Source organism: Streptacidiphilus sp. PAMC 29251 (genome assembly GCF_054208735.2).
In genome coordinates, this window is sequence record NZ_CM135725.2 from 495,618 (window position 1) to 518,286 (window position 22,669).

The 22,669-nt window shown below is 70.9% G+C and carries 11 protein-coding genes and 2 pseudogenes; 5 read left to right on the forward strand and 8 right to left on the reverse strand.

Features of this window, described 5'->3' with window-relative positions; genetic code table 11:
• Positions 1-103: 103 nt before the first annotated feature.
• Positions 104-877: pseudogene (locus tag ACXKR8_RS02615) on the forward strand (cation:proton antiporter); the annotation flags it as partial.
• Between the two features lie 100 nt (positions 878-977).
• Entirely contained in the window at positions 978-1,544 is a 567-nt protein-coding gene (locus ACXKR8_RS02620) for a nitroreductase family protein (protein ID WP_458271267.1), read from the forward strand.
• 86 nt (positions 1,545-1,630) lie between these two features.
• Here the strand turns inward: ACXKR8_RS02620 and ACXKR8_RS02625 are convergent.
• The 4 genes and pseudogenes from ACXKR8_RS02625 to ACXKR8_RS02640 all read right to left on the reverse strand — a co-directional run.
• A pseudogene (locus tag ACXKR8_RS02625) lies at positions 1,631-3,685 on the reverse strand (beta-galactosidase); the annotation flags it as partial.
• Between the two features lie 127 nt (positions 3,686-3,812).
• Positions 3,813-5,159: an ABC transporter substrate-binding protein gene (locus ACXKR8_RS02630; protein ID WP_458271269.1), complete on the reverse strand. Its 1,347-nt coding sequence runs from the start codon at positions 5,157-5,159 to the stop codon at positions 3,813-3,815.
• Between the two features lie 129 nt (positions 5,160-5,288).
• Positions 5,289-6,236, reverse strand: a complete 948-nt coding sequence (locus ACXKR8_RS02635) for a carbohydrate ABC transporter permease (protein ID WP_458271270.1) — start codon at positions 6,234-6,236, stop codon at positions 5,289-5,291.
• Between the two features lie 4 nt (positions 6,237-6,240).
• Positions 6,241-7,173 carry a carbohydrate ABC transporter permease gene (locus ACXKR8_RS02640; protein WP_458271271.1) on the reverse strand — a complete coding sequence of 311 codons (933 nt, stop codon included), beginning with the start codon at positions 7,171-7,173 and terminating at the stop codon, positions 6,241-6,243.
• A 281-nt stretch (positions 7,174-7,454) separates the two neighbouring features.
• Here ACXKR8_RS02640 and ACXKR8_RS02645 point away from each other — a divergent pair, with 281 nt between their 5' ends.
• The 3 genes from ACXKR8_RS02645 (at position 7,455) to ACXKR8_RS02655 (ending at position 12,187) form a co-directional block, all read left to right on the forward strand.
• Positions 7,455-8,447: a LacI family DNA-binding transcriptional regulator gene (locus ACXKR8_RS02645; RefSeq protein WP_458271272.1), complete on the forward strand. Its 993-nt coding sequence runs from the start codon at positions 7,455-7,457 to the stop codon at positions 8,445-8,447.
• A gap of 432 nt (positions 8,448-8,879) precedes the next feature.
• Positions 8,880-10,502 (forward strand): glycoside hydrolase, encoded by a 1,623-nt coding sequence (locus tag ACXKR8_RS02650; protein ID WP_462100262.1) that lies wholly within the window; start codon positions 8,880-8,882, stop codon positions 10,500-10,502.
• Positions 10,499-12,187: a ricin-type beta-trefoil lectin domain protein gene (locus tag ACXKR8_RS02655; RefSeq protein ID WP_462100750.1), complete on the forward strand. Its 1,689-nt coding sequence runs from the start codon at positions 10,499-10,501 to the stop codon at positions 12,185-12,187. Before ACXKR8_RS02650 ends, ACXKR8_RS02655 begins: the two co-directional genes overlap by 4 nt.
• Positions 12,188-12,520: 333 nt before the next feature.
• On the opposite strand, the gene ACXKR8_RS02660 is transcribed toward ACXKR8_RS02655, so the two are convergent.
• The 4 genes from ACXKR8_RS02660 to ACXKR8_RS02675 form a co-directional block, all read right to left on the reverse strand.
• Entirely contained in the window at positions 12,521-20,287 is a 7,767-nt protein-coding gene (locus ACXKR8_RS02660; RefSeq protein WP_462100263.1) for a hypothetical protein, read from the reverse strand.
• 11 nt (positions 20,288-20,298) lie between these two features.
• Positions 20,299-21,363: a hypothetical protein gene (locus tag ACXKR8_RS02665; RefSeq protein ID WP_462100264.1), complete on the reverse strand. Its 1,065-nt coding sequence runs from the start codon at positions 21,361-21,363 to the stop codon at positions 20,299-20,301.
• Positions 21,364-21,438: 75 nt separating this feature from the next.
• Positions 21,439-21,744, reverse strand: a complete 306-nt coding sequence (locus ACXKR8_RS02670; RefSeq protein WP_462100265.1) for a hypothetical protein — start codon at positions 21,742-21,744, stop codon at positions 21,439-21,441.
• Positions 21,745-21,814: 70 nt separating this feature from the next.
• Entirely contained in the window at positions 21,815-22,666 is an 852-nt protein-coding gene (locus tag ACXKR8_RS02675; protein WP_458271275.1) for an IS5 family transposase, read from the reverse strand.
• Positions 22,667-22,669: the final 3 nt, after the last annotated feature.

Below are 22,669 nucleotides of genomic sequence, written 5' to 3' on the forward strand. Positions count from 1 at the left end.
GCGACGATGATCGTGCCCTTCGTGGTCGCGGTCGTGGTCGTTGCCGGCGCTCTACTCCCAACTGGCCGGGACCGGTGCGAGCCGGACCACCTTCGTGATCTTCATGGGCACGGCGATCAGCATCACCGCCTTCCCGGTGCTGGCCCGGATCATCCAGGATCTTCGGCTGACCGGCACCCGGCTCGGCAACCTGGCCATGATCTGCGCCTGCGTCAACGACGTGATGGCATGGTGCGCGCTGGCGGCAGTGATGAGTGTGATGACTGCGGGCAGCGCGATGGGCGCACTGTGGCGGCTGCCGATCATCGCCGTCGTCGCCGCGCTGCTCCTGCTCGTGGTCAAGCCGCTGCTGCAGCGGGCGTCGGACCAGCTCGCCGAGCGCCGGGCCTCGACGGCGGCCCGGCTCGTCCCGGTGCTGCTCCTGGTGTTCGGCCTGGCCGCACTCACCGACCGGATCGGCGTCAACACCATCTTCGGTGCGTTCGTGGCCGGGCTGATCCTGCCCCGGGGGTCCGCGTTCCTCGGCAACGTTCCGGAGCGGCTGAGTCAGCTGAACCAGGCGCTGCTGCTCCCGGTGTTCTTCGCCTCCACAGGGCTGGCGCTCGACCTCTCCGGCGTTTTGTCCAGGCCGTCCTATCTGCTCACGGCGGGTCTGATCCTGCTGCTGGCGGTCGGCACCAAGCTCGGCAGTGCCGCGCTCTGCGCGCGGGCCGGTGGGATGCCCTGGCGGGACTCGCTCGGCCTCGGAGTGCTGCTCAACGCCCGCGGGGTCACCGAGATCGTGGTGCTCAGCACCGGGCTGCAGATCGGTGTGATCAACCGCACCGCTTTCACCATCATGGTGCTGATGGCCCTGGTCACCACCAGCATGACCGCGCCACTGCTGCGTCGGCTCGGCACAGCCGGCCCGCTTCGTCGTGAGCACGACCTCGCCGCCCTCGCACCTCGATCCCTCGGGAGTTACTCACATGGATGTCATGACGGCCATCCTCACGCGTCGCAGCGAGCACGTCCTCGCGGCTCCGGCACCGGGCGACGCCGAGTTCACCTATCTGCTGCAGGGCGCCACCGCCGCACCCGACCACGGCAGCCTCCGCCCCTGGCGCTGGATCCTGCTGCGGGACGATGACCGCGAGCACCTCGGCGGCTGCCTGGCCGCCGAGGAGGACGCGCTGCCCGCCGACCAGGTGCGGGCCCGACTGCGGCGTGCCCCGCTGGTGGCGGCGCTCGTGTTCGCCCCGCACGAGGGCCACCGGATCCCCGAGTGGGAGCAACTGGTGGCGGCCACCTGCATGGCGCACTCGCTGATGCTGCTGCTGCACGCGCGCGGATACGGCAGCATCTGGCGCACCGGCCGGCTCACCCGGAGTGTCGCGGCGGCTGAGCTGCTCGGGCTCTCCGGGTCCGAGCGGCTGCTGGGCTCGCTGGACATCGGCACCGCCGACCCGACCAGAGCGCGTCCGCAGCGCCGCCCGCTGATCGAGGTCGGTGATCGCGTCACCACCTTCGGTGCGGTCCGGGCCAGGCAGGTCGCCACTGCCTGACGTGACGCCCGGTCACCGGCGCGCCGCCGACTCCGGCGTCGACGAGATGAGGTGAACCCGGTCAGCCCCACGGGTGACGGGGCCGTGCGGCGCAGGACCAACACCCCTCGGGCGGGCAGGACCCGTCCACCCGAAGCACCGGCCAGAGGCGGCCGGGTGCATGCCAGTACCTCGCCGTCGATCCCGGTCAGATCGACCGGGTCGTCGGTGCGGTTGACCAGGAACCAGAAGACGGACTCCGCGGACCGTCGGACCGTCAGTTCGACCCGGCCGCCCAGGTCCTGCGGGAGCTCGGAGGCCACCCCTGCGCCCTCCAGCAGGCGTTCCAGAAGCGGTGCCAGCGCCTCGGGCCCCAGCCGGGTGGAGACGTAGGCGGCGGAGCCGCCCCGTCGGCCCGGCAGCCGGGTGACGGCGGGGTGCCCGGCCTGATCTCCGGTCGCGTAGCGGGCGAGCACCCGTACGGCGGGGTCGGTGAGCTGGACGCGCTCGGTCCAGAGGGTGCCGCAGCTCCCGTCGTCCAGCTCCACCTGCTCGCCGTCCAGCAGCGGGGCGAACTCCTCCACCCGGATGCCGAGCAAGCCGCGCAGGGCGCCCGGGTAGCCGCCGAGCCAGACGTGGTCGTTCTCGTCGACGGTCCCGGAGAAGTAGGTGGTCACCAGGTGCCCGCCGGCGGCGACGAAGCCGCTCAGCCGGTCGGCGAGCAGCTGCGGGACGACGTGCAGGACCGGCGCGACGACCAGGTCGTATCCGGCCAGGTCCGCCCGGGTGGTGACGACGTCCGCCCGTACGCCGAGGGCGAGAAAGGCGCTGTACCAGTCCAGGGCCTCCTGGCGGTAGCGCAGCAGGGAGGAGGGGTGCGAGTCCAGCTCCGAGGCCCACCAGGACTCCCAGTCGAACAGGATCGCCGCGCGGGCGGGTTCGCGCACCGATCCCGCCGCCGGGGCCAGCTCGGCCAGGGTCCGGCCCAGCGCGGCGGACGCGCGGAAGACGTCGCTGTCGGCACCGGCGTGCGGGACCATCGCGGAGTGGTACTTCTCGGCCCCGGCCACGGACTGGCGCCACTGGAAGAAGGCCACGGCATCCGCCCCGTGGGCCACGTGCAGCAGCGAGTCACGGGCCAGTTCCCCTTCGCGCTTGGCCTGGTTGACGGTCTGCCAGTTCACCGCGCCGGTGGAGTGCTCCATCAGGTACCAGGGCAGGCCCCCGGCGATGGCGCCGGTCAGGTTGGCGGAGAAGGACAGCTCGTCCAGGCGCTGCGGTCCGGGGTGGGCGTAGTGGTCGTTGGAGACGAAGTCGACCTCCTCGGCCCAGTCCGGGTAGTTCATCCCCCTGGTCTCGCCCATGACCATGAAGTTGGTGGTCACCGGGACGTCCGGGGTGATCCGGCGCAGCACGTCCCGTTCGGCGCACAGGTAGTCCTTGAGGGCGTCCGAGGAGAAGCGCCGGAAGTCCAGCTGCTGGGTCGGGTTGGGGTGGGTGGCCGCCAGCCTCGGCGGCAGGATCTGGTCCCAGCCGCTGTAGTACTGGGACCAGAAGGTGGTGGCCCAGGCGTGGTTGAGGGCGTCCAGGCTCCGGTAGCGGGCCCGGAGCCAGTCGCGGAACGCTCGGGCTGCGTCGTCGGAGTAGTCGTGGACGTTGTGGCAGCCCAGCTCGTTGGAGATGTGCCAGGCGGTCAGCGCGGGGTGGTCGGCGTAGCGGGTCGCCATGGCCTCCACCAGGCGCAGGGCACGCTTGCGGAAGACCGGGGAGGTGGGCCGCCAGTGCTGGCGGCCACCGGGGAAGAGGGTCTCGCCGGTGCGGGTCTCCGGGAGGATCTCCGGGTGAAGGGTCGTCAGCCAGGGGGGCGGGGAGGCGGTGGCGGTCGCCAGGTCCACGGCGATGCCGTTGGCGTGCAGCAGGTCGAGTACCTCGTCCAGCCAGTCGAAGTCCCAGCTCTCCGCGGTCGGTTGGAGGCGGGCCCAGGAGAAGACCGCCAGGGAGACGATGTTGACCCCGGCCTCCCGCATCAGCCGGATGTCCTCCTTCCACACCTCGCGGGGCCACTGCTCCGGGTTGTAGTCGGCGCCGTAGGCGAACCGCGGCTCCCGGCCGCCGTCCGGCCAGCGCAGCCAGCGGCGGGTGGGGGGAGAGGTCGGGGTCATCGTGATCCTTTCGGATGCTGCGCGAGCGCTGGGGGTGAGACGTCCGGAGGCAGCGGCGGCAGGCACCGGCCGGGTGGCCGTGCCCCGCCGCCGCTGCCGACGGACGGGCTTCATGGGCCGGCCGGACTCACTGGCCGGTGGTGAAGCCCTGCTGGGCGGCGTACTTGTCGGAGGCGTCCTGCCATGCGGTGAGACCACTGGCCAGCGGGGTGGACGAGACGTAGGCCTTGCCGACGGTGTCGCCGAAGACCGAGTTGGCGTAGACCTGGTAGGGCAGGTACTGCCATCCACTCACCACGTCCTTGGCGGACTGGGAGAAGATCTTGTTCGCCTGCTGGCCGCCGAAGTAGGGGAAGGCGGTGTCCAGGAACGTCTGGGAGTTCAGGTCCGCCGTCGTGGCCGGGAAGGCCCCGCCCTTGATCCGGTCCTGCACGCCCGCGCCGTTGTCGGCGAACTGGAGGAAGGCGTAGGCGAGGTCCTGGTGCGAGCCGGCCTTCATGACGGCCAGCGAACTGCCGCCGTTCTCGGCGCTGGCCGTGCCGCCCGCCTGCCACTGCGGCAGCGGCGCGACCCGCCAGTCACCGGAGGCCGAGGCCACACCGGAGACGAAGTTGGCGGGCATCCAGGCACCGGTGACCAGGGTGGCGATGGTGCCGTCGCCCAGGCCCTTGTACCACTGGTCGCTCCAGCCGGGGACGGGCGAGAGGAGCTTCTGGGAGATCAGTTGCTGCCAGGTGCCGGCGAACTGCCGGCTGCCCGCGTCGCTGAAGTCGACCGACACCTTGGTGCCGTCCACGTGGTACGGGTGGCCGCCGGCCTGCCAGATGAGGCTGGTGGTCATGCCGGCGTCACCGGTGTCGCTGGTGATGTAGGCCTTCGGGTTCGCCTTGTGCAGCTTGGCGGCGTCGGCCACGTACTCGGTCCAGGTGGTGGGCACCGTGAGGTGGTACTGGTCGAAGACCTTCTTGTTGTAGAACAGCGCCATCGGGCCGGAGTCCATCGGCAGCCCGTAGACGCCGCCGTTGATGTCGACCGAGCTCCAGGGGCCGGGCGAGTAGTCCTTGGCCAGGCTCGCGGCACCGTACCTGGTCAGGTCGGCGAGGGACTTGCCGAGGGCGAACTGACCCAGCGCGTAGTACTCGACCTGGGCGACGTCGGGGACGCCGTTCCCGGCCTGGACCGCGTTCTGCAGCGCCGTGTACTGGTCGTTGCCCGTGCCCGCGTTCACCAGCTTGACGGTGACCTTGGGGTACTTGGCCTCGAAGTCGGTGACGACCTGCTTGAGCGTAGGCTCCCAGGCCCACACCGTGATGGTGCCGCCCTTGGCGAGGGCTGCCTGCACCGCGGAGGCGGAGCCGGCCGAGGAGGCATTGCCGGCCGTACTGGCCCCGCTGCCGGAGGAACCGCATGCGGTCAGGGTCAGGGCGGCCGCGCAGAGCAGCCCGACGCCTTGCAGTGCGTTCTGAACTCTCATGACGTTCATCTCGTTTCACATCGTTGTGGTTGAGGACGGGCAGGGTGAAACAGCCCCGTCGGCCGGGATGCGCCTGGCCTGGGGATGGAGCCGGGAGAAAGGTGAGGGCTCGTCAGCGGGGGTGCGCCGTCACTCCTTGACGCTGCCTGCGGCAAGGCCGGACTGCCAGAAGCGCTGGAGCAGCAGGAAGGCCGCGATCAGCGGGACGATGGTGAGCAGCGAGCCGGTGATCACCAGGTTGAAGACGGGCTGGCCGCCCACGGTGGAGGCCTGTTCGTTCCAGGAGTTGAGGCCGAGGGTCAGCGGGTACCAGTTCGGGTCCTTGATCATGATCAGCGGCAGGAAGTAGTTGTTCCAGGTCGCGACCACGGTGAACAGCAGCACCGTGATGATGCCGGGGGCCAGCAGCGGCAGGCTGATCCGGAAGAAGGTCCGCAGTTCCCCCGAGCCGTCCACGCGGGCGGCTTCCAGCAGCTCGGTGGGGATCGCCTCGGCGGCGAACACCCACATCAGGTAGAGCCCGAAGGGGGAGACCAGGGACGGGATGATCACCGCCCAGGGGGTGTTGGTCAGGCCCATCTTGCTGAACATCAGGAAGGTGGGGACGGCCAGGGCGGTGCCCGGGACCGCGACCGCACCGATGACCAGGGCGAACACCGCCCGCTTGCCGCGGAAGTCGTACTTCGCCAGGCCGTATCCGCCGATGACGGCGAGGCAGGTGGCGCCGCCCGCGCCGACCACGACGTAGAGCAGGGTGTTCAGCAGCCAGCGGACGAAGATGTGGTCGTTGTAGGTGACCGTGTCCCTGACGTTGTCCCAGAGCGCGAAGTGCCCGCTGAACCAGAGGCCGAAGGAGCCGAGCAGGCTCTGCTGCGTCTTGGTGGAGTTGATGACCAGCCACGCCAGCGGCAGCAGAGTGTAGACCAGGACCAGGGCGGTCAGCCCGGTGAGCAGCAGGTTGCGGCGGGGCCGGTGCACGGTGTGGTGGCGGCGACGGCGACCGGGGGCACGCTGGGGGCGGAGCACGGGGCGGACCCGTTCGGGTGCCGGGGAGGTGGTGGCTCCGGAGGCGGCCATGGGGTCAGACCTCCTTTCGCATGCCGCGCAGCTGGACGGCGTAGGCGACGATCATGGTGATGACGCCCATGACGATCGCGATGGTGGCGGAGTAGTTCTGCTGCTGGCCGGAGAAGGAGAGCGAGTAGGTGTAGAGGTTGGGCGTGAAGTACGTGGTGATGGCGTTCGGCGCCAGGCTCTTGAGGATGCTGGGCTCGTTGAAGAGCTGGAAGCTGCCGATGATCGAGAAGATGGTCGCGATGACCAGGGCGCCGCGGATGGCCGGCAGTTTGATCGCCCGGACGATGCGGAACTGCCCCGCGCCGTCGATCTCCGCGGCCTCGTACAGCGCCTGCGGGACCACCCGTAGTGCCGAGTAGAAGATGAGCATGTTGTAGCCGACGAACTCCCAGGTCACGATGTTGCCGATACTGGCCAGCACCCATCCCGGGGAGAGCGGGTCGGGCAGGTGGGTGCCCAGTGCGCTGTTGACGCTGCCGACCAGGCCGAAACGGGTGCCGTACATGAAGCCCCACATGAGGCTGGCCACCACGGCCGGGACCGCGTAGGGAAGGAAGATCGACACCCGGAAGAAGCTCCGGCCGTAGAGCCGCCCGCTGTCCAGGGCCAGGGCGACCAGCAGGGCGATGCCCAGCATGATCGGGACTTGGACCGCCAGGAAGCCGGTCACCCGGCCCAGCGCGGACCAGAACTCGTGGTCCCCGAACGCCTGGCGGTAGTTGGCGAAGCCGACGAAGGAGTTGCCGCCGATCAGCCGGTTCTGGAACAGGCTCAGGTAGATCGAGTAGGCGATGGGCGCCAGGAAGACCAGGGCGAAGACCGCCAGGAACGGACTGATGAACCCCCAACCGGCCCGGCCCCGCCGACCCCGGCCTCGACGCGGGGAGCGCGGGGAAGGCCTGCCTCCTGCCTGCGCCAGCGGTGAAACGACCGTCATGACCATCCCTCAGATTTCGTGTGCGGCTCCGGACCGTCAACGGCGGATGGCCGATGATTGCGCAACCATTGCGCCTCTGGCAAGAGGGACGCCCTGGATGTTTGCGCAACCGCTGAGTAACCTGACGATCTACATCGACGTCCGAGAGCGTCAAGGTGACACGCGCCGACGACAGAGCAGAGGGAAGACGAGTGAGGGAAGCACAGGACGCGCAGGCATCCGCCCAGGAGCCGGTTCAGGCTGCCCGGTCCCGGCCGGCCCGGCCCCGCCGGAGTGCCTCCATGGCGGACGTCGCACGGGTGGCCGGGGTGTCCCCGCAGACCGTCTCCCGCGTGTCCAACGGACACGACACCGTGATCGAGGAAACCAGGGAACGGGTCCTGGCAGCGATGAAGGAGCTCGGCTACCGCCCCAACAGCGCGGCGCGGGCGCTGAAGCACGGGGAGTTCCGGACCATCGGCGTCATCCTGTTCACCCTCTCGACCACGGGCAACGTCCGGACCCTGGAGGCCATCGCCACCTCCGCCGCCGAGGAGGGCTACGCGATCACGCTGCTGCCGGTCGCGGTCCCCACCCGTACCGGTGTCCGCGGCGCGTTCACCCGCCTCGGCGAACTGGCCGTGGACGGGATCATCGTGATCATGGAGGTGCACCTGCTGGACGCCGCCACCGTCTCGCTTCCGCCGCACGTCAAGGTGGTGGTGGCCGACTCGGACGCGGGCGACCGGTACAGCGTGGTCGACACCGACCAGGTCGGCGGGGCCGGCCTGGCCGTCCAGCACCTGCTGGACCTCGGCCACCGCACGGTGTGGCACCTGGCCGGACCGCAGAGCTCCTTCGCCGCGCAGCGGCGCATGGGTGCATGGCGCGAGACGCTCCTGGCGGCCGGCCGCCGGATTCCCGACCCGGTCCGGGGAGACTGGTCCGCCGAATCCGGCTACCGGGCCGGACGGCAGCTCGCGGCCGACCCGCACTGCACCGCGGTCTTCGTCGCCAACGACCAGATGGCACTGGGCCTCCTGCGCGCCCTCAACGAGAGCGGACGGCGAGTCCCGGAGGACGTCAGCGTGGTCGGCTTCGACGACATCGCCGAAGCCGGCTCGTACTACCCGCCGCTGACCACCGTGCACCAGGACTTCGCCGAGGTCGGGCGGCGGTGCGTGGCCGGGGTGCTGCGGCAGCTCCGCAACGAGGCCCCCGAGCAGGGAACCTCCCTGGTCGAGACCCGCCTGGTGCTGCGTCAGAGCACAGCCGCACCCCGCTCCGAGGCGTGAGCGGAGGCGTCAGTCGGCCTGAGCATCTACACATGACCACTCAAAAGCAAACACTGTCAGACATGCCGAGGTCGGTCATTGTCAAGCCCGAGGTACTGCTCTCGTCAAGGGTTTCTTCCGGAACATTTCTGGGACCAGGGATGTTTGCGCAAACTCTTGACGCCCGCTGAGAAGCGCAGTTCTCTGAGGTCGCACGTTTGGTCATGGGTGGTTTCGGTTGATCGTGTGGGTCTCTCCGTCTGTAGGCCTGTCGAGAGCCGCGCGGCCAACCCCCTGACCTTTCTTCTCTGCAGGGACCGGACAGTGGGCCCTGCTCGCCAGGTCGAGGTTGCGTAACCATCCTCGGCGAGGCGTAGCCGCCGCAGGTGGCGCCCCGGTCCGGATTCACATGCGCCGCTCATTCCCGATCACAGATTTCATGGAGGTGTCGACATGCCGAGACAGTTGGCCATGTCACGGTGGGCCCGGATTCCGACCGCAGTCGCTGTGCCGCTGGCCGGTGTGCTGCTCGCAGCCGGGCTTGGAGTCGCCGTGAGCCCGCCCGCCGCCGCAGCCACCGCGAGTCCTGCCGCCGCGGGACCTCCGGCCGCCGCGACCCCGGCCACCGCGGCTGTTCCCGCTCGGATCACCGGCGCCGCGCAGAAGATCAGCGGCTTCGGCGCCTCGGGCGCCTGGTGGACCAACGACCTGGCAGCCTTCGCCCCGAGCGTGCAGAAGAAGGTCGCGGACCTGCTGTTCACCAGCTCAGGCATCCAGTTGAGCCAGTACCGCTACAACATCGGCGGCGGCGGTGACGGCGTCACCACCCCGGCGCGTGCCCCCCAGGCCTTCCTGACCTCCAGCGGGACCTACGACTGGACCAAGGACCCGGGCGGGCAGGCCTTCCTCAAGTTCGCGGCTGCGGACGGCGTCCCGGATCTCATCGGCTTCGTCAACAGCGCCCCACCGCAGTTCACCACCAACGGCCAGAGCTGCGGCGGTTCGATCTCCACGAGCCAGGACGCCGCGTACGCCGCGTACCTGGCCGCCGTCGACAAGCACTTCAAAGCCCAGGGCGCCGGCTTCAACCAGATCAGCCCGATGAACGAGCCGGACAACTCCTTCAGCTCCTGCGGCCAGGAGGGGATGACCGTCGCCCCCGCCGACCGCGCCGGTGTCATCGACGCGGTCGGGGCCGCGCTCAGGAAGGCGGGCCTGTCGGACACCAAGGTCATCGCCGACGAGTCCAGCCTGACCACTCAACTGCTGTCCGAAGCGCCGACGTGGCTGGCCGACCCGACGGCGCCCTCGTACGTCAGCGCAATCGCGCACCACACCTATGACTTCCCGTCCAATGCGCAGCTCGAACAGACCGCGGCGCTCGGCACCACGGCGGGCAGGCCGACCTGGGCCACCGAGATCTGCTGCCAGGTCAGCGGCGGCGGGTACGGCTCGCAGTACGACCCGACCGTCGCCGGCGCGATGACCATGGCCAACTCCCTGTACAGCGACCTCGCGTACGGCAACGACAGCGCGTTCCAGTGGTGGACCGCCCTGTCCTCCGCCATGGGCTGCGACCCCGCGCAGGGCTCGTGCGCCACCTCGGTGAACTCCAACGGCTGGAACGACGGCCTGATCTACTACGACCCGAACTCCGCCACCGACGGCAACCAGTCGCTGTACGTCTCCAAGCGCTTCTATGCTTTGGGCCAGTACAGCAAGTACGTCAGGCCCGGCGCGGTGCGCTACTCCGTGGCCGGAACGCCGTCAGGCGTGCAGACGCTCGCGTTCTGGCAGAAGGACCACTGGGTCGTCGTCGCGGCGAACACCAACCTCAGCGCCACCCCGCTCAGCCTCGACACCGGCACCCAGTCGCTGACGCCCAGTGGCGCGTACCGGACCAGCGCGACGGAGAACATGGCGAGCGTCGCAGCGCCGAGCATCGCAGGGTCCACGATCACCGCGTCCCTGCCCGCCCAGAGCATCACCACCTACGAGCTCTCCTCCCCGAAGAAGCCCGGCAGCGCCGGCTACGCCCCCAGGAGCTGGTCGGCAGCCAGTCCAGCCGCTGCCTGACCGTCCCCGCCTCCACGGCCGCGGCCGGTACCCAGGTCGCGGTGTCCACCTGCACCGGGGCCAAGGCACAGGAATTCAAGCTCAAGGCCGCCGGCCAGATCGTGGCCGACGCCAGTGGCAGCCAGTGCGTCGAAGCCGGGAGCGGGACCGCGCCCGGCACCGCCGTCGGCGTCGCCGCCTGCTCGTCCTCGCCCGCCCAGAAGTGGGTCCAGCACCCCGACGGCAGCGTCACCAACACCGCCTCCGGGCTGTGCCTGGACGTCGCCGGCCAGAGCACCTCCGACGGCGCGCCGGTCGACGAGTGGACCTGCGACGGCGGCGCCAACCAGCAGTGGACGCTCGCCTCCGGCTCCTCGTCCGCCGCTGCTTCGGCCGGCGCTGCCGCCGGGCAGTTCAATCCCGGTCAGGCCTGGACCGACACCAGCGGCAACGTGCTGCAGATGCACGGCCTGGGCATCATCAAGGCCGGTTCTACCTGGTACGGCTTCGGTGAGGACAAGACCGGCGAGAACGCGAACGACGCCGCGTTCCAGGACATCCCGTGCTACAGCAGCACGAACCTGTCGACCTGGACGTACCGCGGCCGTGCGCTCTCCCGGCAGACGAGCGGCGACCTGGGACCCAATCGCGTGGTCGAGCGGCCGAAGGTCATCTACAACGCCTCGACGAAGAAGTACGTGATGTACATGCACATCGACAGCTCGTCGTACGGCGAGGCCAAGGTCGGCGTGGCCACCAGTGCGACACCGTGCGGCCCGTACACCTACCTGGGCAGCTTCCAGCCGCTCGGCTTCCAGAGCCGCGACATGGGCCTGTTCCAGGACACGGACGGCACCGCGTACCTGCTGAGCGAGGACCGCGCGAACGGTCTGCGCATCGACAGACTGTCTGCGGACTACCTGTCGGTCGTGAGCTCCGTGGCCGTCCTTCCGGACTACGAGGCGCCCGCGATGACGAAGGTCGGGAGCACCTACTACCTGTTCGGGTCACACCTGAGCGGGTGGAGCACGAACGACAACGTCTACGCGACGGCGACCTCACCGGCGGGCCCGTGGTCGGCCTTCCAGGACTTCGCCCACGACAGTACCGACACCTACGACAGTCAGACTGCCAACATCGTCCCCGTCCAGGGAACGGCCGGCACGACGTACGTCTACGCCGGCGACCGCTGGCAGACCTCGAACCTCGGCGCCTCGCAGATGATCTGGCTGCCGCTGACGATCAACGGCACCTCGGTGTCGATGTCCTGGTACAGCCCGTGGACGCTCGACGCGGCGTCCGGGACGTGGTCGCAGCACGCCGTGTCGATCCTCGGAGCGCAGTCCGGGCGCTGCCTCGACGTGACCAACCAGGACGTGCACCCCGGTACCAGCACCGACATCTGGGACTGCAACAGCGGCGCGAACCAGCAGTGGAGCCTGAGCAGCGACGGCAGCATCGAGAGCGTGCAGTCAGGCCTGTGCCTGGATGTCAGCAACCAGTCCACGACACCGGGCGCCGCGGTGGACATGTGGACCTGCAACGGCGGCGCCAACCAGAAGTGGAAGGCCAACTCCGACGGCACCGTCGTCGGAGCGCAGTCGGGCCTCTGCCTCGACGTGGCCGGCCAGGCCACCGGCAACGGCGGCGGCATCGACGTGTGGACCTGCAACGGGGCGAGCAACCAGACATGGTCACTGAAGTGAACCTTCCCAGGTTCGGTGGGGACACGATTTCGTGTAGGGATTCGAGTCATGGCGTATCGGCTCGTCCGAGATCCTGCGCAACTGGGTGCGGCGCGACCAGGTCGACTCCGGGCAGCGCCCGAAGGAAGCCAATCAGGTTCTGACCGACCCGGAGAAGCTCTCAAGCCTGGTCGGCGGCAACGCATGCGGGACCAGTCCCCGCCCGCCACACGTCCAGCTTCTCCCCCGGATCGGGTCGACTGATCCTGGACACGCCGATGCGCCGCCCACCGTGGGGTGGGCGGCACATCGGCGGTTGCCGCCGGAGGCGCCGCCGCCGAGGCCGGGGTCGGGTCAGGAGGCGGGGTCCGGGGGCGGGGGGAAGTGGACGTGGATGAAACCGCCTTCGGCGCCGTCGAGCTCCTCGTTCAGGACGACCTCGACGGTGATGTCATCCAGTGTCAACGGGGCTGCTGCCATGCCTTGTTGACGATCGGCCAGTTCCCCGGCCAGTGCCCTGCGGACTGCTGCGGCCAGGGTGCGGCCCTGGCGGTCGCCCAGCATGAGGGAACGACCGAAGTGCGGGAGTCCGCCCTCCAGCACGACGACGCGACTGGAGACCGTGACCCTGGGCAGCGGGGCACCGGCGCTGCGCCGCTCCAGGCTGAGCGAGGCGATCCGCGCTGCGGCGCCCTGGACCGTTTCACCCTGACCGCTCTCGACCTGGCGCCCGCCGCCCGGGAAGGAGACGACGAGGCCGGGTGCGGGGTCATCCGGCAGGACCGTCGGGAGGCTCGGCTCGGACGGTGTCGCGGAAGGGGTCGAGGAGGACTCAACGGGAGCCGGTCGCCCCCCGTCGACCGCATCGGTCGTCACGGGAATCACGACCCCACGACGGTCCGCGTCGGTGATGAGGGGCTGACGGGTCTGGCGATCGCCCTCCTCGGAGGGGTGCTGCGGCACGGTCGGGGCATCGGAACTCCACGACCGCACCACTGCGGCCTGTGGCTCGACCGTCCGGATCATCGGCGCCGGCGCCGGTGGGAGACGCGTGGGCTCAAAGGCGCCCAGAACCGGCCCCAGCGGTCGGATCACGGGCTCCTCGGTCGAATCCAGTCCGAGGGCCAGGAGCTGAGCCCGCTCGGGTTCCCGCGGGGGCATTCTCGGCGGTTCCGGGCGGACCGCTCTGGGCATGGAGGGCTCGGCGACCGAGGTGGACGCGGCGTCGGAAGGGCGCAGGAACTGAACGTAGCGGCGGGGCGGCTCGTCCAGTCCGCTCCTGGCGTTGCTGAGGTAGCTGCCGAAGAGGGTTTCGTCGTCCGGGTCCTCCTCGTCGAGGAATCTCTCAAGTGCCTTGCTGTGCAGCCGCTCTGAGGCGAGGGGGTCGACCTGGGGGCGCGGGCGCGGCTGTGTGGACGGACCGCCGCCGTTCTGCGGATCGACATCGGCGGGAGCGTTCACGGCCGCAGGGGTGTCACCGGGGTGACTCAGAGGCCCCAGAGGCCCCAGCGCCCTGCCGTCCCGTCGGTCGTCGGAGAAGAGCAGGGTGTCGCCCGGGCCGTGCTGGGCCGCGCCGGTCTCGTTCTCGGGGATGTCGAGGGTGACCGGGACGACGCCGCGTTCCTGCACCTGGCGGCCACCGTCCACGAAGGTGACGGTGACCTCCGCGTAGCCGGTGAACCGGGCCATCGGCGTGTTGAACTTGCCGCTGGCGATGACCCGGCCACCCTGCTCCAGCAACGCGCCCGCGCGCTTGCGGTGCTGGTATCCGCCGGTCAGCAACCCGGTGGCCTCGGCCGAGCCCGCACTGCCCTCGGCCCCGATCTGCAGCTGCCCACCAGTGTTGTGCCAGCTCAGCGCGGTGTGGCGGGTGGTGCCGGAGACCTCGCCGGCCGGGCTGAGCTCGACATTGCGGTCGGTGGACTGGTACTCGAGGTTCAGCACCCGGACCGAGGCCCGGATCTGAGCCCGGTTGGTGAGCAGCCGCAGCCGCCCGGCGGTGGGTGTGGTGATGTCGTCGCCGCGCGTGGACGCGTTGAAGCCGGCCGAGAGTCCGCTGTGGCCGAAGCCCTGCCGGGCGACCACGCTCATCCGCCGCCAGGTGCCGCTGTCGAAGAAGCGCGGGCCACGCATCCGGATGATGTCGCCGATGCCGGAGGAGTCACCGATCCAGCGGGTGACGTCCACGTCGCGCAGACCGTCGGTCCACACCCGCTCCGGGGGCACCCGTACCGTCACTGGCGGGCCGGGCAGGTTGCTGCCCCTGGCCAGTCCCTGGGTCCGGGCGCGCTCCGCCCGGTCGAAGACGTCGCGTTGCGTGGTCTCGGCCGCGTCGGGGCGGGCTACGAAGGCGGGGGGCTCGCCGGTCCGCAACGGGCGGGCCTCGGACTCCAGCAGGGTGGCGTGGAAGCCGACGTCGAGGGCGGCCTGGGCGCGTCGGGGGGCGGCCAGGCGGCGGAGGGTGCGGATGGTGTGGCTGCTGTCCCCGTAGACAACGCTGCGGACGCTCTGGGCGAACATGTGCGGCACGCCGCCGAGGGCGCGCGGGGGCAGCGGGCGACCGCCCGCGATGCTGAGGACCGGCAGGTGCACCTCCTGAGGATTCCCGTTGGCCGCGGGCTTGGTGTAGACCCGGAGGGGGTCGGCGGGGTTGGTGACCCGTTGGCGGAAGGCGGCGGAGGCCGGCTCCGGCACGACCCGCTCGCTGTGCCCCAGCCGGACCAGGGGCTTGCGGGTCATGGTGAAGACGAGCCGGGCCTCGCCCTGCGCGCTCACCGCGGGGTTCTTGCTTTTGGAGGTCATGCCGGTGGACGCGGAGCCGATGGACGCCAGGTGCTCGTCGTGGCCCCAGGAGTGCACCGCACCGCCGCCCGCCAGGACGGAGGTGCCCTCGGGGAACGGGTTGGAGGTACCCAGGACGCTGACGGTGACCACGTTGCCGGGACTGCCGGAACCGCCGTGGTCGTCGTGCTCGGCGAAGGTGCGCTGGGCCCCGGTGCCGGTGTTGAACTCGGTCGTGCCGGTGTTGCCGGTCACTTCGAGCCTGCTGACGTCGGACCTGATCCGAACCTCGCTACGCCCGTGGCGCAGCACGATCTCGCCGCCGGCCATGGCGGGTTTGAGGGCGGGCACAAGACCGTCGCTCTGGATCAGGTCGACGATCTTCTGGCGCATGCCCTCCCAGTCCCCGCCGAGGGTGGCCCGGCCGGTGGGGTTCAGCCGGTCGACCGACTGTTCGACGACCTCGCGGTTGCGTCCCACCGGGACGGGCGCCGCCGCTCCACCACCGCCGACGTGGGCGGCGGCCGGTACCGGGACGTGGGCGGCGGGCTGCAGCATGTGCACGTCAGTGACGATGTCGGAGGAGCCGAGCCGGTGGCTCTGCCGGATCCGGTCCGGCACGGCGGTGCCGGGGCCAGGGGCCGGGGCGCCTGCGGCGGGGTCGGGGGCGTCGCGCAGCGGCACCGCCACCACGGTGTCGGGCAGGGTGACCGGGAACTGGCGGTTGAAGTGCTCCAGGCGCCGGCTCAGGTTGACGTCGACGCTGAAGTCGGCCGGGCCGGTGAAGAGACCGGCATTCTCGACTGTCTTCCCGCGGCTGACTGTTGATCCCGAGCCTTCGGTGGTCATGCTGTCCGAGAAGTCGTAGAGCCGGTTGTAGGAGAGGTTGACGGTGGTGTGCGGGAGCTTGAACTTGAGCGGGATGCCGACGATGTGCCGGACCCGCTGGTCGCGCACGATTCCCAGGGTGGAACGCTGCTGACTGCCGAGCTCGAACTCGAAGTTGTCGACGTCCTCGGTGTGCGTCATCCGGCCCATCCGGGCTCCCACCGAGATGGTGCCGGACCAGCCGCCGGCGTCCACCTTGATGACGATCCGGCCGCCGCGGGTGAGCCGGGAGAGCTGCCCCTTCAGCGCGAACGGGTCGAGCTGCTCCCGTAGTTGCTGGTGCAGCCCGTCCGGCAGAGGCGTGCCGAGCCGGGTCCGCAACTGCTGCTCGACCTGGTCCAGCAGCCGGGTGTCCTGCGGGCCGAGGCTGTGCAGCACGTCGGAGGCGCCCAGCGCGCCCCGGTCGGCGATCCGGGGCGGCGGGTCGTGCCGGGTCGCCGGGGCGGCACGGGGCAGGAACGGGGCGCGCGGCGCGGGAGGCCTGGCCGCGGGTCCGGCCGCGGTGGGCCGCGGCCGGGTGAACACGGCCTCCCCGCGGGCATCCGCCTGGGCAGCGTCGGTGTCCCGGGCGTCCATGCTGAACTCGACCTCCAGCGGCTCCGCGTGCACCCGCACCGGATCGCCCTGCCTGCTGAACCGGAGGTCGATCTCCACCCGGGAGTTGAACAGCGCCTGCGGCTGGCCGTACTTGCCGTTGGCGTAGACCTTGCCGGCCTGCCCGGACCGCCAGCCGATGCGGGTGCGGCGCTGCTGGGCGTAGCTGCCCTGGATGTCCAGCGCCTCGGCGGTCTCCATCTTCGGGGCCGCCTCAGTGTGGCCCGCGCCGGCGTCCTGGCCTGCGGAGGCGGAGGTCTCGCCCGAGCCGGACTGCCCCGAACCCTGCTCGCCCTCGCCGCCCTTGGCCACGACCTGGTGCAGCACCGCCTCGCCGCCGCCGACCGCGCCACCGGCCGTGGTGCGGGAGAAGACGGTGCGGTCGGCCTCGGCCGTGCCGGTCTCGGCGACCGCGTTCAGCTCGGCCTTGGTGTCCAGCCGCTTGTACTCCATCTCGACCACCCGCGCCGTGGCCGACACGTGCAGCCCGTGCCGCCGCAGTGTCTCCCCCAGCGTCCCTGTCTCCAGGGGCAGTCCACGGGTCATCGAGGGCAGGTGGGCAGAGACCATGGCATGGCTGAAGGAGTCGATGACCTCCTCGCGGACCTCCTCCCACACCTCGGGGAAGTGCTGGCGGCCGATGGTGTCCAGCCGGTCGTGGAGGGCGGAGACATCGGCCAGGTCGCGGGTGGTCACCGTGTCGCGCAGGCCGTAGGGGCCGGCCGGAGGGTGCTGTGCGTCCGGTCCGCCCCAGACCGAGTCGGGGGGCCGCGCGACCGGGTCCCCCGGGGTCCGGGTCAGCCGGGGCAGGGGGGTCTTGGCCCCAGCAGCGGTGAAGCGGGTCGGATCGGGCTGGCCGTGCGGCGCCGGCTGCACCTCGTGCGCCTCGCTCTGCTCGACCAGCGCGGTGAAGTTCACCTCCGCGGTGGCCCCGCCGACCCGGTCCTCGTGCAGGTTCTCCACCCGGACGAAGTGGAAGTCGAGTCCGCTGGTCCCGCCGAACACCGCACCGGGGGCCTTCAGCTTGGTGGTCACCGTGACGTCGTGGGACGAACCGCCGATCTCCACCCGCTCCCGGCCGCGCTGCTGGGAGCCGGTGAAGCCGAACATGCCCGGCAGGTACTTCATCACATTGCCGACCACCGGGATCTGCCCCAGATGGCCCCGGTGCACCTGCCGACGCTGCGAACGGTACACACCGGTGCCGACGTTGAACTCGGTGGTGCCGGTGTTGCGCTGGTGCTCCATGGTCCGGACGTGGGCGCCCACCTCGACCACGGCCTTGGACCAGCCGAGGAAGTTGGCCGGCACCTCGATCCGCAGCCGGTCGCCCGCCATCATCCCCTTGAGATCCTGGTGCAGTCCGCCCAGGTCGATCTGGGACTTCAGCTCCGGGCGCACCGTGTTCCGCCAGAGGTCGTTCCCGAAGACCCGCTCCCCCTCGGTGTCCAACTGGTGCAGCACCGCGTCGACACCCTTGAGCTCCTGATGCGACGTCGGGTGGGTCCGGCTGGCGGACACGTCCAGCACGATGTCCGAGCCGCCGAGCCGCCGCGTGTGCACCACCCGGTCCGGTGGGGCGAAGAGCCGGTCCGGGACGGGCACCACGCCGTGCCGGTCCCCGGTCTCCAGTCGTGGCACGGCCACGGTCGCCGCGATGTCCACCGGCACCCGGTGGTTCCCCGGCAGGTGCTTCAGCTCGCCGAACCGGGTGACATCGGAGAAGTCGAGCTCCAGACGGAAGTTGGCGCCGAAGAGGGCGGCCTCCTCGGTGGTCTTGCCACGGGCGATGGTGCGGGCCCCGTCGCCGCGCAGCTTGGTGTTCAGCCGGTCGTAGATGTAGCCGACCTGAGGGGTGAAATCGCCGTTCCCCCACTTGAACTTGCCGGAGAGGTTGGCGAGGTAGCGGTTGCGCCGCTCCCGGGTCCGGCCCACGGTCATGTGCTGCTCGGCGCCGCCCTCGAACTCCAGCTTCTTCGCCTCGGTCAGGTAGAGGGTCTCGTCCACGCGGACCCGCACCTTGAGCTTGCCGGACCACGGCCCCGCCTTGAACGGTGCCTCCCAGGCGTCGCCCCGGGAGAGGGCCGAGAGCCGGGGCTTGAGCCCCGACCCGCCGAAGAACGCGTCCGCGATGGTCCGCCCGGCCGCGTCGTCGCCGAAGGCGGCACCGATGTGCCGCTCGATCCGCCGAACGATGTCCCGCTCCCGGCCGTGCAGGCTCACCAGCAGGTCGGACGCGCCGAGCTGCTGATGGGTCGCGATCCGCGGGGGCGGTCGGCGCTCGACGTCCGGCCCGGGACGCCGTGCCGGGGCGAACGCCGGGTCGTGGAGGCGGTGCCCGTCCCAGGCCGGGTCGGGCACGTGGGGCGCGGGGGTGCGACGGACGGGCGCGGGGGTGCGGGTCTCGGGGGTGCGGGTGAGGGTGTCGGGGGTGAGGGTGTCGGGAGTGCGGGTGTCGGGAGTGCGGGTGTCGGTCGGGGCGGCAGGGCGGCGGCGGGTGGCTGCGCTGCTGGACTCGGCGCGGCTGGACTGCCCCGTGTCCTCGGTGCCCGCCGAACGCCTCCAGCGGAACGGCGAGCGGAAGCCGTTGCCGGAGCGCTCCCCGTCCGGCCAGGTGCGGTCGGGCCGGGGCGGCTTCAGCTCCATCGAGTCCCCCGGCACCTGCGTGCTCTCGCCGCGCAGCGGGCGCGGTGCGGCCAGCGCGGCGGCGGCTTCCTCGCGGCTCGGTGTGACCGAGGGGTCGTCCAGACGCGGTTGCCGGACCGGAATGGTGGCGTGGTCCGTGACCACCGGGACGTCCGTGCCCTCGTCAGGCCGGGAGCGGAGCGCCTCCGGCTCGAGGACGACCGGCGTCACCACCGTCCGACGCGGGGGAGGCAACGGCTGGTCAACCGGCTCCTCAGACCCGCGCTCCAGGCGCGGCGGGACCACCGGTGCGTGCTCGGAAGGCAGCACGGTGGGCGACGCGCCCAAATCCCGGCCTTCCCCACGCACACCTCGGGGCGGCAGCACCGACGGCACGTCCTCGTCCGAGGGCTCCCGAAGCGGCACCAGCAGTTCGCCCCTGTCCGACTCAACCACATGCGCCGACGCCGAACCCCTGCCGAACGGCGGCAGCCCCGTCCGCGACGGATCGGGCATGACCCTGACCGGGTCGTCCCCATCAGTGATCGAAGCAACCGACTCCCCATCACGCTCCGGAACCACCACCTGCTCCTGCGCAGACCCGCGCGGCGGCAACACCGTGGAGTCCGCCTCGGGCTCGTGCAGTGACGGCGCAGGCGAACCCTTCGTCGACAGAGGCTCCACCACCGGCGTCGTACGAGGAGGCTCGGACGACAGGGCTGACGGATCGTCCACGCGGAAGACCGCGGCGGGCGGCTCTGCGCTGTGGTCCGCGACCACATCCTCCTGGGCAGGCAAGTGCGGCGGCGGGACCGTAGGATGCGCCGCCGGTGTCATGGTCGTCGGGTCGTCGGCACTCTGCTCCTGGACGGGAGCAGCACGGGCGGGGTCAGAGACAGGGTCGACCCAGGTGTGCTGACGCTGGATCACCGGGGCCTGGTCGCGGGCCTGCCGCCAAGCGGCATCGTCCCCCGGACCCGACGGCTGGGCCGCACCGGTCTGACTGCTCTCCGCCTCCTGCTGGGTGACATCAGTCGACCCCTCGTCGATGCTGCTGCCGTCGGCGGCCTTGGGCGCGCGCGGGGAGACTTCACCGGCGTGCAGCGGAGTCGGGCCGGGCACTGAACCATCGGCGCTGTCACCCCCGATCAGGGCACCGAGCAGGGCCAGGTGCCGCCCGCGCAGCCCGGACTGCGACAGCCCCGCGACCGCGGGCTGACGGAAGTCACCCAACAGGCTCCCCGTCACATGTGCACGCTGCGGACCTGACGCGTCACGGTACTCGTCGCGCAGACCCAGCTGATGCGCGATCTCATGCGCGTACGCCGCAGGCTCCGCCCCACCGCCCACCTGTGCTGATCCATGTCCCCGCCACGCCCCACCAGATCCACCCTCAGATCCGGACCGTCCCCCTCCCCCACCCGCTCCACCGTCACATGCAACCGCTCACCACCGGGCAGCACATGCCGAGGATCGTTGAAGAACTCCTTGACCCCCTGCCGCACCCGCGACCACGTCGCATCGCCGTCCAGCGAATCACCCGCGCCACGGAACGCCACCCGCACCGACACGTCCGCGAACCGCTGCCCACCCGCCTCGAACCGACGCACCGAGAAACCCGACCGCACCACGAACCGCGGCGACCGATCCACCCGCGACGAGGGCACCTCCCCGGGACCGCGCGGCGGATCGCTCGGAAGCGGGACCTGGCCCTCCCCCTGACCTGCATGCGCAGTCGCCGCCGCGGCCCGGCCCGAGCTTGGCGAGGCGTCAGGGTGGCTGACCACGGACCCCGTTCCTCCGGACCCGGTGGTGGTGGGGACGGGATGCACAGGGGCGTCCGCCGTGCTGGTGACAGGTCGCGGCGCGCGGGGCGAAACGCCCTGGGGCGATGCCTGCGCTGCATCCGGCTGCTGCGTGACGCTTCCGTCGCCGGTCCGTGTGGGCGCCGGGGCTGCGGACTCGACGGGGGCCGGACGCGGTGCGGTGGTCTCGGTGGAAGTCGTGGCCGTGACGGCGCCGCGGCCCGAGGTGGTCGGCAGCGGTGCCTCTGTGTTGACGCGCGGCGCAACGCCATTGGCCGTCTGCTTGGCACCGCCGCCCTCCTGCCGGACGCCGGTGACGCCCTCGGTGGTGACCCGCTGGCCGTCGGTCTGCGCAACACCGAGCCCAGTCTCGGTGCTCGGAGCGCCATGCCCGACGCTGCGGCCGACCTCTTTCGTCGCCGTGCCGCGCTGCCCCGCGCTCTCCGACCGGGTGCGTACGCCACCCGTTCCCCGCTCCACCTTGCCGGGCAGGCCGGACTCCACCGCGGCCGAATGGCCGCTCCCCTGTTCTTTCCCCCGCCGGAGAACCCGTGCGCGTCCGGCCCTCCGGTCCCCGTCCTACCGGTCGTGGCGTGCGTGCCGGCCGTACCAGTCCCGCCCTCGTGCTCCAGGCCGGCCAAACCCTTCTCGCCGAGGCCGTCCCCCCGGCAGGTCCGATGTGAGGTCGGCGGTGAGGTCCAGGTGCAGATCGGGCCTGGACGGGAGCTTGATGTCCCCGTCGATGTGCTCGTGCTCCCCCTCGCCTCCGCCGAAGCGGCGGCGTCCACCGCCTCCGCCCATCGCGCCGATGATGCCGGAGCTGAGCGTCGCACCCCAGTCGCCCTCGCCCCCGAAGATCCCGTCCATCGTGGCTGTGCTGACCACGCCGGTGACCGCGCCGATGGTGCCCTTGCCGATGAGCGAGCCGGTGAACTTAGACCGACCGGCAAATGGATCACTTGAGGCGTCGGGTGGTTGGGCGGCCGTCCCAGCGGTAGCGCTTGGTCGCGCGTCGGATGAGCATACGGAGCGTGACCAGTGCGGCAGCGAGGTGGAGATAGAAGTCGACCGCCTTGCCACTCTTCTCCGTGCAGCGCCGCAGCTTGCCGTAGCCGTTCATCCACGAGTGGCTTCGCTCCACCACCCACCTCTTGCCGGCCTGGATCGGGGCCGGGATGCCCTTGCGGGCGATTTCGGCGGTGAAGCCCAACTCAGCCAGCAGGGAACGGGACTTGGCGCTGTCGTAGCCGCGGTCCAGGTTTACGTTGACGTCCTCGGGCATCGCCCCGACCTGCGTGCGGGCCGCCTCCAGAGTCGGACCGAGCAGGGGTGAGTCGTGCCGGTTGGCTCCGTCGGAGACGATGCCGATCGGAACACCGCAGGCGTCTGTGGCGACCGAGCGCTTCAGCCCCTGCTTGCCCCGGTCCACTGGGGAGCGTCCCGCCTTCTCTCCACCGGACGGGGCCTTGGTGATGCAGCCGTCGACCGAGATCTCGCCCAACCCCAGCCCGATCATCCGGTCGTAGGCCTCGAGCGCCAGGGCGTGCACCTGCTGGGCTATCCCCAGTTCGGCCCACTGTTTGACGCGGCGTCGGATGGTTCGGTCCGAGCATCCGGGGCTCGCGATGCGCTCGTAGCCCGAGCCGTGGACCAGGGCCAACACGACGTGCTCGAAGACCACGCGGTCCGGTATCCGACGGCGGTGGCAGCCCAGCGGATGGCCGGCCGCGTATCCCTCCTGGGCAGGTAGGAGAGCGGCGAACTGGTCCCACAGGGGTTCCAGCAGGCAAAATGGCACCGCAGGCACGGG

Excerpts from the sequence above, each read along its gene's own strand:
- ACXKR8_RS02640 (WP_458271271.1), bottom strand. The coding sequence starts at position 7,173 with ATGACGGTCGTTTCACCGCTGGCGCAGGCAGGAGGCAGGCCTTCCCCG.
- ACXKR8_RS02635 (WP_458271270.1), bottom strand. The coding sequence starts at position 6,236 with ATGGCCGCCTCCGGAGCCACCACCTCCCCGGCACCCGAACGGGTCCGC.
- ACXKR8_RS02650 (WP_462100262.1), top strand. The coding sequence starts at position 8,880 with ATGCCGAGACAGTTGGCCATGTCACGGTGGGCCCGGATTCCGACCGCA.
- ACXKR8_RS02630 (WP_458271269.1), bottom strand. The coding sequence starts at position 5,159 with ATGAGAGTTCAGAACGCACTGCAAGGCGTCGGGCTGCTCTGCGCGGCC.
- ACXKR8_RS02620 (WP_458271267.1), top strand. The coding sequence starts at position 978 with ATGACGGCCATCCTCACGCGTCGCAGCGAGCACGTCCTCGCGGCTCCG.
- ACXKR8_RS02645 (WP_458271272.1), top strand. The coding sequence starts at position 7,455 with ATGGCGGACGTCGCACGGGTGGCCGGGGTGTCCCCGCAGACCGTCTCC.